8 protein-coding genes and 1 pseudogene are annotated in these 13108 nt (G+C 59.6%); 3 read left to right on the forward strand and 6 right to left on the reverse strand.

The genetic code is table 11. The features are described 5' to 3' along the window. Nucleotides 1–17: 17 nt before the first annotated feature. The 4 genes from Thiowin_RS17745 to Thiowin_RS17760 form a co-directional block, all read right to left on the reverse strand. Nucleotides 18–668, reverse strand: coding sequence for a response regulator (locus tag Thiowin_RS17745; RefSeq protein ID WP_328984299.1), 651 nt, complete (start codon nucleotides 666–668; stop codon nucleotides 18–20). Further along, a complete protein-coding gene (locus tag Thiowin_RS17750; RefSeq protein WP_328984300.1) occupies nucleotides 668–2281 on the reverse strand; it encodes an ATP-binding protein in 1614 nt (537 codons plus the stop codon). Before Thiowin_RS17750 ends, Thiowin_RS17745 begins: the two co-directional genes overlap by 1 nt. Next, entirely contained in the window at nucleotides 2278–5718 is a 3441-nt protein-coding gene (locus tag Thiowin_RS17755; protein ID WP_328984301.1) for an EAL domain-containing protein, read from the reverse strand. The genes Thiowin_RS17750 and Thiowin_RS17755 overlap by 4 nt, the downstream gene beginning before the upstream one ends. Nucleotides 5719–5801: 83 nt before the next feature. Then, nucleotides 5802–8732 (reverse strand): chemotaxis protein CheB, encoded by a 2931-nt coding sequence (locus tag Thiowin_RS17760; RefSeq protein WP_328988116.1) that lies wholly within the window; start codon nucleotides 8730–8732, stop codon nucleotides 5802–5804. A gap of 687 nt (nucleotides 8733–9419) precedes the next feature. Between Thiowin_RS17760 and nth the strand changes: the two genes are divergently transcribed. Next, a complete protein-coding gene (gene nth / locus Thiowin_RS17765) occupies nucleotides 9420–10055 on the forward strand; it encodes an endonuclease III (protein WP_328984302.1) in 636 nt (211 codons plus the stop codon). A gap of 41 nt (nucleotides 10056–10096) precedes the next feature. On the opposite strand, the pseudogene Thiowin_RS25430 reads toward nth, so the two are convergent. Continuing rightward, nucleotides 10097–10231, reverse strand: a pseudogene (locus Thiowin_RS25430) (Crp/Fnr family transcriptional regulator); the annotation flags it as partial. Between the two features lie 102 nt (nucleotides 10232–10333). Between Thiowin_RS25430 and queG the strand changes: the two are divergent. Continuing rightward, on the forward strand, nucleotides 10334–11449 hold the full coding sequence (gene queG, locus Thiowin_RS17770) for a tRNA epoxyqueuosine(34) reductase QueG (protein ID WP_328984303.1): 1116 nt from the start codon (nucleotides 10334–10336) through the stop codon (nucleotides 11447–11449). Then, nucleotides 11446–12894 carry a 2Fe-2S iron-sulfur cluster-binding protein gene (locus Thiowin_RS17775; protein WP_328984304.1) on the forward strand — a complete coding sequence of 483 codons (1449 nt, stop codon included), beginning with the start codon at nucleotides 11446–11448 and terminating at the stop codon, nucleotides 12892–12894. Before queG ends, Thiowin_RS17775 begins: the two co-directional genes overlap by 4 nt. Before the next feature lie 22 nt (nucleotides 12895–12916). On the opposite strand, the gene Thiowin_RS17780 is transcribed toward Thiowin_RS17775, so the two are convergent. Further along, nucleotides 12917–13075, reverse strand: coding sequence for a hypothetical protein (locus tag Thiowin_RS17780; protein WP_328984305.1), 159 nt, complete (start codon nucleotides 13073–13075; stop codon nucleotides 12917–12919). Between the last annotated feature and the right edge of the window lie 33 nt (nucleotides 13076–13108).

Below are 13108 nucleotides of genomic sequence, written 5' to 3' on the forward strand. Positions count from 1 at the left end.
CTTCAATCAGCATCAGACTAGCTTGTCTGATCTGAACACAGGCCGCGTTCCACCGCGATCACCGCCGCCTCGACCCGAGAACGCACCTCGAGCTTGCGTAAAATGGCTTTGACATGCAGCTTCACGGTGCCGTCGGTAATACCGAGTTCACGCGCGATGGCTTTGTTGCTGAGCCCGGCCGCGAGCTGACAGAGAATCTCCATCTCACGCGGGGTCAAATCGGAAAAGCGCGGTTCTTTCGCTGGTGCGCTGTTCTCATCGCGCACGGCGCGCGCCAGAACGCCGGTCAATTCTTTCGCCACCACGGTTTCCCCGGCAAGGATATCGCGCAATGCGGCAACCAATTCGTCCGGTTCCATATCCTTGAGGAGGTAGCCATTGGCGCCGGCCTGCAACGAGCCGATCAGATCGCGCTCGTCGGTGCTAGTGGTTAGCATGGCAACGCGCCTATCAATGCCATCGACACGCATACGTTTGAGCACATCGATACCGCTCATCACCGGCATGCGCAAATCAAGCAGCACCACGTCCGGACCGCAATCGCGCGCCAGGCGCAGGCCCACTTCCCAATCGCCCACGGCATCAATCACCTCGATACCACGGCGCTCGAGTAGTTCCAGCAGCCCGACACGAAAGAGCGCGTGGTCATCGATCAGCAGCACGCGCATCAGGCGGCCCGCCGCGCCGGAGTGCCCAGCGGATAGACGCCGCCCTGACCAGAGCCAAAGCGCAATTCCACCCGGGTGCCCTCCCCTGGCTCGGTCTCGATGCTCAGCTCGGCGCCGATCCGTCGCGCCCGTTCCTCAAGAATGGATAGTCCGATATGCTCCCCCGGCCGTCCCTGATGGTCTGGTTCAACAAAACCGACGCCATCGTCTTCAACCAGCAGGGCAATGCGACCATCCGGCTCCTGCATGAGCAACATCCGCACAGTGCGCGCATCCGCGTGTTTACGCACATTATTCAGCGCCTCCTGGGCAATGCGCACGATGTGCAACTCCTCGGCTGCCGAGAGCTCGAGATGGCGACAACTCACTTGAAAAAAGGTTGGAATATCCGTCTCCTGCCGAAATCGCTGGGCGAGATGTTCCAGCGCCGGCAGCAAGCCGCGCCGATCAAGCGGCGCGCGAAAGCTCGAAAGCAGCTCGCGTAGCTCGTTGTGGGCCTCATCGATGCCATTGCGCAGGCGATTGAGATCGACCCGCGCATCCTTTGGCAAGCTCACATCCACCAGGGCATCCTCGAGCATCCGCACTTTCAGCCGCAGGCTCGCCAGCGTCTGCGCCAGGGAGTCGTGCAACTCGTGACCCAGGGTACTGCGTTCCTCGACAATCGACAGCCGCCGCGCTTCTTCATCCGAGCGATGCTTGGCGATGGCCACGCCGATGTGCTGGCCGATGGTGCGCAGCAACTCCAGAATATCCTCACGCACCGAGACGCCAGGGCGATCAACAAAAATGGTATAGGCGCCAAACAACTCATCGTGATGCTGCAGCGGCACTGTCACCACCTCTATCTCGTTGCTTGCGAACATCCGCCGCCCATAGATACGCGAACAATAGCGGGCATCGTGGTCGCACAGAATCTCGCCGGGAACCAGCACAGTGCCGCACAGACACAGATCAACCGGCGACTTATCCGCGCTGGCGATGAGGTCATTATCCAGACCGATGGAACCAATCAGACGCTGCTGACCATCCGGCATCAATAACCGCACCGTGGCCGCTCGACCATTGACCATCTCTTTGAGAACACGCAAAAAGCGCAGCAGCATCTCCTCGAGACTATCGGCCGTGGTGATGCCGGCGGCGACATCGTAGAGAATTTTGAGCGAGGCGGTTTTTTGCGCGAGCCGGGTGGTTTGGCGCGCCACGCGCGCGTCCATGTCTTCGTACAGATCAGTCAGCTCGGCGTTCAGGCTGCCGATGTCGCGCGCCATATTGGCGAGCACACCCGCATGACGCAGGGATTCACTCGCACCAGGTTCGCCCTGGCACACGCGCGCGACTGACCCCTCCAGATGCGCGAGCGGGCGCAACAACTGCGAATACAAACGTTGCCCCACCACCAGCGCAGCACCGAACGCAATCCCCAAGGCCAGCAACACCGCAAGGAGCCAAGCCCCTGCGTCTGGCGGCAGACCAAGCCAATGCAGGATTAACACCAGAACTGCAACCAGGAGCGCCACCGGCACCGACACGAGCGGCCCGAGCAAGCGCGCCGAGCGCAGCAACTCGGGCACCCTGGGACCACGGAGCGGAGGGCTTTCAGAGGGGTTCATGTCCGCGCGCGCGCGAGAATGTCCTCCGGCGGCACTGGGCGTCCGAACAAAAAGCCCTGAACCTCATGGCAACCCTCGGTGGCGAGAAAATCCGCCTGCGCGCGGGTTTCCACTCCCTCCGCCAGCACCGCGAGGCCGAGACTCCGACCAAGAACAATGACGGCGCGCACAATGGCGTCGTCATTGGCATCCTGCGTCAGATGCTCGACAAAGGAGCGATCAATCTTTAGCCGGTGAATGGGTAGCCGCTTTAAATACCGCAGCGAGGAGTAACCCGAACCGAAGTCATCGATCGCCAGACAAACGCCCATGTTGCGCAAAGCCTCGAGGTTCGACCTGACCTGATCGAGATGGCGCATCAGCATGGATTCGGTCACTTCGAGCTCAATGCGCTCTGGGCTCACCCCCTCCCGCTCCAGAACCGCTTGTACCTGCGCGACCAGTTCGTGACTCTCGATCTGGGGCATTGCCAGATTGATGGCGAGACGCGGAATCCTAACCCCCGCCTGGTCCCATTGTGCAAGCTGCCGCACCGCCTGCTCCAGCACCCAGTCGCCAATCTCGCGAATCAGTCCAATCTCCTCGGCAATGGGGATGAACACACCGGGAGAGACCGCGCCCAGCTCAGGATTCTCCCAGCGCAGCAAGGCCTCGACACCGATCAGTGACTCATCATCAAGGGAAATCTGCGGCTGATAAGCCAGCCACATCTGATTGCGCGCCAGGGCTCCGCGCAGGGCTGACTCCAGCTGCAACCGATCACTGACGCCGGCCGTCATGGTGGCCTCAAAAAAGCGATAGGTGTTGCGGCCATACTCCTTGGCCTGATACATGGCAAGGTCGGCATGGCTCTGCAATTCCTCGATGGTTCCGCCATCGGATGGATACAGACTGATACCAATGCTGGCCGTGATGAACAGCTCGCGTCCATCGGCTGAAAAAGGCTCGGAGAAACAGTTCAGAATACGCACCGCCAGCCGGGCCGCGTCGCTGGGATCAGTTAGATCCTCGGCAACCAGCATGAACTCGTCCCCACCCACGCGCGCGACCAGACAATCCTCGCCCAGGGTCTTTTGGAGTTCGCCCGCGACATGCTGGAGCAGACGATCCCCAACCGGATGCCCCAGGGTCTCATTGATATTCTTGAACAGATCGAGATCGAAAAACAGCAGCGCCAGCAATGTCTCGCCGCGGCGCGCACGCGCCAAGGACTGCTCCAGGCTCGCGCGCAACAAGGAGCGATTGGGCAGCCCGGTCAAAACATCATGATGCGCAAGCTGGTAGAGTGCTTCCTCCGAGCGACGCAGATTGCTCAAGTCACCAAAGACGCCGATATAACCGGTCAGTTCGCCGGCATCATTGTGTACCGCGCTGATGGTCGACTGCTGCGGATAGATTTCCCCGCTTTTGCGGCGGTTCCAGAACTCGCCACGCCAGGAACCGGTCTCATTGATAGACGCCCACATGGCCTGGTAAAAAGCCTTGTCATGCCGACCAGACTGGAGCAGTCGCGGCGTCTCACCCAGCACTTCATTCTCGCCATACCCGGTGATCTCGGTAAAGGCCGGGTTGACCATGAGGACGCGCGTTTTAGCGTCGGTGAAGACAATTCCCTCGGAGGTCTTTTCAAATACTGTCTGCGAACGCACTTCGCGCTCCCGCGCGGCTCGCTCGGAGGTCATGTCGCGCCAGGCGGCAAGCAACGCCGGCTTGCCTTGCAACTCGATGCGACTCAGATTCAGCTCGACCGTGATGGTGCTGCCATCCTCGCGCTGATGATACCAATCAGTTTGCGTCGATCCGGTCGCGAGAGTCTGCGCTATCAGTACCTTGGCCTTGGCGAGCGATGACTCACCATCGGACTGGGTCGCGGGCGACAGCTCCCAGGGGCGACGGCCAAGAAGCGCGGACTCATCCTGGTACCCGAGCATGCGCAGCGCCGCCTGGTTGAATTTGATAAAGCGCCCATCAACCAACAGGCTCATGCCTTCACTCGCCGACTCAAACAGCGCCCGATACTGAAGTTCATGCTCGCGCAGCGCTTGATCGGCCTCGACCCTCTCGGTAATGTCCTGCAGCGAACCGATCAGTTTGGTGACTTCCCCGTCCAGATAGACAGGATCACCGGCCAGCTTCACCCACAGGGGCTGCCCCTTGGCGGTGCTCAGCCGGGCTTCAAGCGAAAAAGCCACGCCCTCGCGCAAAGCGCGTTCAATGGCATGTTGCACCTCATCGCGATACTGTGGATCAAAAAAGCCGATGGCCTGCACCAGACTAGGCTCATAGTTCCCACGAACCTGGTGAATCTCGCGGGTCGAGTCCGTCCACAGCATTTGACCACTTGCCGCGTCAAGCTCCCAACCGCCGACACGCGCCATGCGTCCCATCGCCCGCAGAAGCGCATCGCTACGCGCGCGCGCATCCTCGGCCAGTTTGCGCTCGGTGATGTCGCGATTGACCCCGCGACGCCCGAGTTGGCGCCCATCACCCATGGAAACAGGCGCGCAGACATGTTCGATCCAATGCAGCCCACCATTGCGATCAAAAAGCCTGAATTCCAGTCGCTGCTGAGTGTCAGCGGGTTCCATGCACTCGCGATTGAAATGCACCAACCAGTTCGACTGATCATCCGTGTGAATCAAGCGCTTGAGCAGATTGGCATCCTCGAGAAAATCTTCTGCGGGAAATCCTGTGACTTGCTCACAAGCGGGGGACACATAGAGAAAATCGCCCTCGGTCGAGGACCAGTATTCCCAGTCCGGGCTAAACTCAGCAAGCACGCGATAGCGTTCCTCGCTGTCGCGTAATCGTTCGTAGGCGGTATTGAGGTCACGGCGTTGCTTGTCCTCTTCGGTGCGATCAAGCACGGCGCATAAAAAACGTCGCCGGTTATCACGCTCAAGGCTCAGACGCGCGACATGCAGGTCGCCAACAAAGAGTTCGTCGCCGTCACCGCGAAAACGCAGCCCAGCCAGCATCACGGTTTGATCTGTGTCGAGGCGAGACCAGGCCTGAATGACCTGACCACGGTCTTTTTCATCCACCAGGCGGACAAAGAAATGCTGATGCAGATGTGTCGGCTTGAGCGCAAAGACCCGGCTGGCCTCCGGGTTGGCATCCATGATCAAGCCCTGCGCATCGACGATCAATTCGGCAATAGGGAGCGAATTGAAAAAGGTCGTGAAACGTCCAAGGGCCTCTTCACGCTCGCCTTCGCTGCGGCGCAGTTCCTCGTTCTGGATGAGAAGCTCGGCATGATAGATGCGAAGATTCTCAACCACGGTTTCAAGCTTCAGCTCGCCCCGCGCCAGCACCTCCTCGGCAAGATCGAAGCGCCCGTCGCGAAGCGCCTGCAGCGCCCTCTCACGCACTGTATAAGCCTGCTCGATATCGGTTTCTTCATGCCTGAACCCGAAATTTTGATCATCTTGGTTCATTCATCGCCTCGAAAGCGGGCGCCCCAAGAAACACGCGGGGCAGATGCAGTGAAGACAGCGCATAGTGCTCGCTGGGCAGCCCTTTAGCCTTTGCCATCCTCCGTGTTAACATCCGGATGGTCATTCAGCGTTTGCGTCAGATCAACGTGACTGATAATTAAGCCCCCCGCTGGATGACGAATCGGCGAGACATGCATCATGAACGCATGGTCGCGATTGTCCAGACAGCATTTGTATCCCATCGAGAATCCATTCTTTTCTCCTGAAAGAACCGATTCTATCCCCAATCTTGACTCACGCACGAACTGCTCGTCCCTGATGTCGTCATCGACCTCGCAAGCATCGAGATAATTCAGGCCGACCCCAAAGCGCTCCAGATCCTGATCACCCGCATCGCGCGCGAATTTCCGCCAGGCATCATTGACCATGGTGATCTTACCCAGTGAATCCAGCACCGCGACACTCTCGGGTAGAGAGTCCAACACAGCTTGCAGACGCTTAATGTCATGCAGAGTGGTGACATCGATAAAGGTCGCCACGGCACCGCGCGGATCACCCCGACGCACCGCGTAGGGCAGCACCCGGACGAGATAAATCCGCCCATTGCCGGCGGTGATCTCGCGTTGCAGCATCTCACCGTTGATGATGGTCTTGCGCAGCTCCTCAATGAATGTCGGATAATTGAGAAGATTGCTGAAATCGTCGATATGGCGACCAAGATCGCCGTCGCGAATTTTAAACAGCCCGGTTGCCTCGGGCGTGAAACGTGTCAAGCGCAGATCGGAGTCGACAAAAACAGTCGCGATGGCCGCCGCCTTGGCCATACCGTCAAGATCGGCATTAAGCCGATTAAGAATTTCAATCTTCTCCTGGTTTTCCGCGTTAACGGTATAGAGTTCCTCATTGACCGATTGCAACTCCTCGTTGGAGCTTTGCAGCTCCTCATTCGAGGCCATGAGTTCCTCGTTGGTGGCCTGAAGTTCCTCGTTCGCGGTTTCCAGTTCCTCAATGGTGGCTTGGAGACTCTCGCGCGTGGCGGCCAACTCACGTTCGAGATTCTCTACCCGATCAGCGGTCTCGCGATCCAGGTTCATGGTCTCCATGCCACCAGCGGCAGCCGTGTTGGACACCTCTTGTAACTGCGGCTCGAACGACAGCAAGAGATAGGGCTCGCGCTGTTCGATCTCGACCTGACGCACAACCAGCCTTAAACGCTCGACCTCCCCATCGGACAGCTTCAAGTTCACGGTATCGGAACGCAAGGGCTCGCCAGCTCGAGAAACCTTATGTAGCAGGGCCTGGGCCACGGGCGCGATCTGTGGTGGCAAGAGCTTAGGCAAGTCCAGGGACACGGCCCCTTCGCTAAAGCGCAAATAACGTCCCACATCACCAAACACGTGTAGCAATTCGTTGTTGGCGTTCAGCAGCAAGGTATTGGGTGCGTAGCTACGCAACAGCAGGGTTTGTCCGGCGTCGATGGCGACGGCATCCGTCATGCCGCGACCCGGCTTGGCCACCGGCCGCGGCTTGCCGGCCATGGAGGAGAAGCGCCCCATGGACGCGGAGCTTGAGTCGAGCGGCAGGGACACATGCCGCAAAATACGGTAAATCTTGTGCTTGGAACTCACCGAGGTGAAATCCGACTGCAACCCGGCCAGGGTCTCGCTCGAACCCAGGAACAAAAAGCCCCCAGGCGCCAGGGCATATTGCAACCGCCGCAGGGCTCGCTCCTGTGCCTCGCTGCGGAAATAAATCAGCAGATTGCGGCAGGTGACCAGATCCATGCGGGTAAAGGGTGGGTCTTCGAGCAGATTGTGGCGCGCAAACACAATGCTCTGGCGGATTTCATTCTTCACCACGAAATGATTGCCGCGCTTGTAGAACCAGCGCTCTAGGCGCTCGGGCGAGACCTCGGCGGTGATCGCCTCGGAGAAAACCCCAGCACTGCCGACATCCACATTGTGCTGCTCGACATCGGTCGCGAACAGTTTAAAGTTTGGCCAGCGCTTATGGCGCTCGAACGCCTCGGCAAACAAAATGGCGATGGAGTAAGCCTCCTCGCCGGTGGAAGCACCAGGCACCCAGGCACGGATGGCCTGTGCTTCACCCCGCTCCCGCACGATGGTCTGGATGGCATTCTGTGCCAAAGTCTCGAAGGATTCCGGGTCGCGGAAAAAGTTGGTGACCGGTATCAACAACTCGCGACGCAAGGCGTTGAGTTCAGTGCGGTCGCCATCGAGCAGACGGGCGTAGTTTTCCAGGTCCGGCACATGGCGCACTTGCATGCGTCGCTCAATGCGGCGCATGACGGTGGCGGGTTTGTATTCACGAAAATTGATCCCGCCCTGGTGGTAGAGCAGGTGCATGGTCTCCTCGAGCGCGTTGTCCTTGTCGTAGCCGACCACCGGCCGAGTGCCACGGATATTGATACGCGAAACCTGGCTGATATGATCAAGAACGCGCGGGCCGAGCTCCTCCGGCGGCAGGATGGCGTCGACCAGGCCGGTGGCGATGGCACTGCGGGGCATGCCGTCGAACTTGGCCGTTTCAGGCTCCTGTGCCAGCAAAAAACCGCCCGCGTCATTAATGGCCACGGAACCCCGGGTGCCATCCGAGCCGGTGCCGGAGAGCACAACGGCAATGGCATATTTCCCGTGTTCCCGCGCCAAGGCGGTGAAGAAGAGATCGATCGGCAGGGTCAGGCCACGGGGGTTCTTGGGACTCAGGCGCAGTTCATTGTTGGTGATGCTCATCATGCTGGCGGGTGGAATCAGAAAAACCTTATCGGCCTCGATCTTCATCCCATCCTCAACCGTCACCACCGGCATCAATGTGTGCCGTGCGAGCAGATTCGCCATCATGCTCTTGTGATCGGGTGATAAATGCTGAATCACCACATAGGCAGCACCGGAGCGCTCCGGCAGTGCCTGAAAAAACCGCTCCAGCGCATCGAGCCCGCCAGCCGAGGCACCAACAGCAACGATATAGCGCCCCTTGACGCCATCCGGCACCATTGGTGCCGGCGGCAGATCCTGCTGATTTGGTTGACCTGGCGGATTTTGGGGATTTGGGAGACCCTGTTGATCAGTCATGGCTTGATCTGTGGCAGGCTCTTGATGAGTCGACATAGCTTTGCTGAACCTATACGCCTTGGCGCTGTGACGCACCCGTTCTAACAGTCGAAGTGCGGCGGCACCCCAGAGAATGAAGCTGCTGTTTTACCTTAGCCCTCATGGGGCATGACCACTCAGGACAATGAAGTGGCTATTTCACGGTAAGAACTCGCGTGCGGACCAGCGATGAGCTTAAGGATGTTGACCGCTGCCGCCAAGAAATCGCAAGACTGACGACCTGATCCCTGGCCGTTGATCAGCGAATCGGCCAAACATCATACTTCAGCTGACAACCGCTTGCTATCGGAATGAAGCTCGCGAACCGGCGCCATCGATTCGCCCCACCCGCAGGAATTACAAAATCCTCGTGGCGCTGGACAGGAACCCGGAATGGATCGGTATCGAGCACAATGGCCCACAGCGGCGCCACCAGCATATCCCATCGAGAATGCCGGCATCACGCATGCTCGCGACACTGACGCGCAGCAGATAGTCTCGGTTTCAGCCTGCGACTGCCGCACAGAAAAATTGAAGGCGATCCACATAACAGTCTACATAACTGACATCATCACCAGCGATCAAAACCAGATGAACAAGGCCAAACGCACTGAAATCTTCACCCGCCTGCGTGCGGCGAATCCAAAGCCCACCACGGAATTGATCTATCACTCTCCCTTTGAATTGCTGATCGCCGTGATCCTGTCCGCCCAGACCACGGACAAGAGCGTCAACAAAGCCACCGAAAAGCTCTTTACGCTGGCCAACACACCAAAAACCATGCTTGCACTTGGCGAAGCCGCCTTGAGCGAACACATCCGCACCATTGGTCTGTTCAATACCAAGGCCAAGAACATCATCAAAACCTGCGCCATCTTGACAGAAAGTCACCAGGGAGAAGTGCCACGCGAGCGCTCCGCACTCGAAGCACTGCCCGGCGTGGGACGAAAAACCGCCAACGTCATCCTCAATACCGCCTTCGGCGAGCCTACCATCGCCGTCGACACCCACATCTTTCGCGTCGCCAACCGCACCCGCATTGCCCAGGGCAAAACACCACTCGCGGTGGAACAGCAACTGCTGCGCCTGGTTCCTCGGGAATTCCTCAAAGATGCCCACCACTGGCTGATCCTGCACGGACGCTACACCTGCACCGCACGGCGCCCGCGTTGCACGCATTGTTTAATCGCGGACTTGTGTGAAAATCCGGGTCAAGAGCGCACCTAATGCCAGGCCAATATCCGATCCGGAAGGAAACACGCGAATTCTCATCGCGCCACCTCGTAGCACTCGCACACATAGACATCAAGTCCTGGCCGATCAAGAATAGTGATGTGCCCCCGGCTGTAGTGAATCAAGCTGGCTGTTGGTCCGTCTTTACGTCTTGGACCAGCAGCATAGGTAGGCACCGCTATGATGACAAGCGATCAGGACGCCGATATGGGTGATTGTGTGCTACAACGGGAAGATTAGTGATCTTCCATCTATTCAAGGAACACCACGGCTTGACACCCACCACCCTCGCCAATCGCATCAAGACTTGGGGTCTGGAACTCGGCTTTCAGCAAGTTGGCATCGCCGGCTGCGAGCTGAGCGGCCCCGAGACCTATTTGCGCGACTGGCTCGCACGGGGCTGGCATGGCGAGATGGACTACATGGCCCGTCATGGGCGTAAACGCAGCCGCCCGGGCGAACTGCTGCCGGGTACAATCAGAGTCATCTGCGCGCGCATGGACTACCTGCCAGAAGCGCTGGAGGACACCAAGGCCGCCTGTGACCATCCCATCCAGGCCTTTATTTCCCGTTACGCGCTCGGGCGCGATTACCACAAGCTGCTGCGCGCGCGACTCAAACAGCTCGCCCTGCGCATCGAGGCCGAGACTGGCCCCTTCCAGTGGCGCCCACTGGTCGACTCGGCGCCCGTGATGGAAAAGCCACTGGCACAAGCCGCGGGCCTGGGCTGGATTGGCAAGCACACCAACCTGATCCATCCGCGCGCCGGCTCCTGGTTTTTTCTGGGCGAGCTCTATGTCGATCTGCCGCTGCCCGTCAATCAACCCCTGCCCAGCCATTGCGGACGCTGCCAGGCCTGCATGGAGATCTGCCCCACCGGCGCCATCGTCAAGCCTTATGAATTGGATGCACGCCTGTGCATCTCCTATCTGACCATTGAGCTGGCCGGCGCCATTCCCGCGCCGCTGCGCCCATTGCTTGGCAACCGCATTTATGGCTGCGACGACTGCCAGCTCGTCTGCCCCTGGAACCGCTTCGCACGGCTGACGACGGAGGCCGACTTCCGTCCCCGCCAGGGTCTGGACACTGCCAGTCTGATCGTGCTCTTTGGCTGGGATGAAGCGGAATTTCTCAAGCGCACCGAGGGCAGCGCCATCCGCCGCATCGGCCATCAGCGCTGGCTGCGCAACATCGCCGTGGCACTGGGTAACGCCGCACCCTCCCCCGCCGTGCGCCAGGCGCTCCAAGCCCGCGGCGACCATCCAAGCGACCTGATCCGTGAGCATGTCCATTGGGCGCTGGCACAACAGCAGCAGCGGCGCGAGAATGAGGGCGCGCATGACAACATCCCCGCCGATCCATCACCCCAAAGGGAGCCCCGACCATGATCGATTTGCTCAGTCTCTCGCGCGCCGCGCGTCTGGCCGGCGTGAGCCGCGGCACCCTGCAAGCGCGCATCCGCCAGGGTGAAATCGAGACCTTCGAGGGTCAGGTGCGGGTGCAGGATCTCTTGCGCATCTACCCCAGCGTCAGCCTGGAACACAGCGGCATACTTGATCAGGTGCAGCAAATCCGGGACAACGCGGTGCCGCGCGACAATGATCAGGACCATCAATTACCCAGTCCCGAGGTGCTGCTCTCGCGCCTGCACGCGCTTAGCGATGCCCTCTCCGCGCAGGCCAATCGCGCCGATGGACTGCAGCGCTTGATTGCTGATTTGCGCACCCAATTGACCAAGGTCATCCCCGAGCGCGATACGCGCGAGCGTCTGCTCGGCTGGCTGGACGCGCAATGCGCCGCCCTGGCGGAAGCACCCGAGTCCGAGGCGCGCCGACGGCTGTTCGCGAAAGACAACCTCCTGCGCCTGATGTCGGCGAGCGTCAAGGTGATCCCGAGCGGGCATGAGTTCTTTGTCGAGGGCTCGGAGTCCATTCTCGGCGCGGCCGTGCGCGCGGGGCTGCGCATGAACTACGGTTGCGCCAACGGCAACTGCGGCTCTTGCAAGGCGCGGGTGGTATCAGGCGAGGTGTGGAAGCTGCGTGACCACGACTATGTGCTCGGCGCCCGCGAGCAACAGCTGGGTTACCTGCTCGCCTGCTGCCACACGGCAGTCACCGACCTGGTGCTGGAAGCCGCCGAGGCACATTCGAGCGCGGATTTACCCGAGCAGGAAATCCGCGCCCAAATCCGCAACCTCGAGCCCCAGAACCCCGATCTCATACTGCTGCAGGTGCAAGCGCCCCGCACCCAGACGCTGCGCTTCATGGCCGGGCAGTCCGCGCGGCTGCGTCTTGAGGACGGCACCGAAACCGAACTGCCCATCGCCAGTTGCCCATGCAACGGGCGTCATCTCTACTTCTACGTTCGCCGGGGTCGCGATGCCTTCAGCGATGCCGTCTTCAGTCGCCCACTCAGTCGGGTGCCCGTGCTGATCAAGGGACCCCATGGCGATTTCGTGCTGCGTGAGGCTGATTCATCTCCGGCGGTCTTCATCGCTTTTGGCGACGGCATTGCTCCGATCAAGAGTCTGATCGAGCACGCCGTTTCCATCGACACCGCCGCTAGCCTGCATCTGTACTGGTCGACCCCGGGCACCGAGGGTTTTTATCTCGAAGGCTGGTGCCGCGCGCTGAAGGACGCGCTGGATCACTTTTTCTTCACCCCACTGATCAACGCCAACCCCAAGGACCTCCAGGCCTTGATCCAGGCCGACCTGCCGGAGCCCGGCAACGCCAGCTACTACCTGGCCGGCACCTCGCAGCAACTCGCAGCCATGGTGCAAGCCATGCAAAGGCTCGGGATAACGGATGATCGGGTCACCACCTGGAAATAGGGGACGAACCTGATAAAAGCTGTCAACATAGATCTAAAAAAACAATTATTTGTACAGCGATTCCAAATTTCATTTCCAGCGCCCTGTTGTTGGCCCGGTCATCAATAGACACGCCAGCTTGGCGCGTCATGAAGCGGCTGGAAGCCGCTTCTACACCAGATGCAACACCCAAATTTTTCATTGCTGATCCTTTCGTAATCTTTTGAGCTGGAGC

Origin of the sequence: Thiorhodovibrio winogradskyi, assembly GCF_036208045.1 — a bacterium.
GTDB classification, from domain to species: Bacteria; Pseudomonadota; Gammaproteobacteria; order Chromatiales; family Chromatiaceae; genus Thiorhodovibrio; species Thiorhodovibrio winogradskyi.

Excerpts from the sequence above, each read along its gene's own strand:
- Thiowin_RS17745 (WP_328984299.1), bottom strand. The coding sequence starts at position 668 with ATGCGCGTGCTGCTGATCGATGACCACGCGCTCTTTCGTGTCGGGCTG.
- Thiowin_RS17750 (WP_328984300.1), bottom strand. The coding sequence starts at position 2,281 with ATGAACCCCTCTGAAAGCCCTCCGCTCCGTGGTCCCAGGGTGCCCGAG.
- Thiowin_RS17755 (WP_328984301.1), bottom strand. The coding sequence starts at position 5,718 with ATGAACCAAGATGATCAAAATTTCGGGTTCAGGCATGAAGAAACCGAT.
- Thiowin_RS17760 (WP_328988116.1), bottom strand. The coding sequence starts at position 8,732 with ATGGTGCCGGATGGCGTCAAGGGGCGCTATATCGTTGCTGTTGGTGCC.
- nth (WP_328984302.1), top strand. The coding sequence starts at position 9,420 with ATGAACAAGGCCAAACGCACTGAAATCTTCACCCGCCTGCGTGCGGCG.
- Thiowin_RS17775 (WP_328984304.1), top strand. The coding sequence starts at position 11,446 with ATGATCGATTTGCTCAGTCTCTCGCGCGCCGCGCGTCTGGCCGGCGTG.
- Thiowin_RS17780 (WP_328984305.1), bottom strand. The coding sequence starts at position 13,075 with ATGAAAAATTTGGGTGTTGCATCTGGTGTAGAAGCGGCTTCCAGCCGC.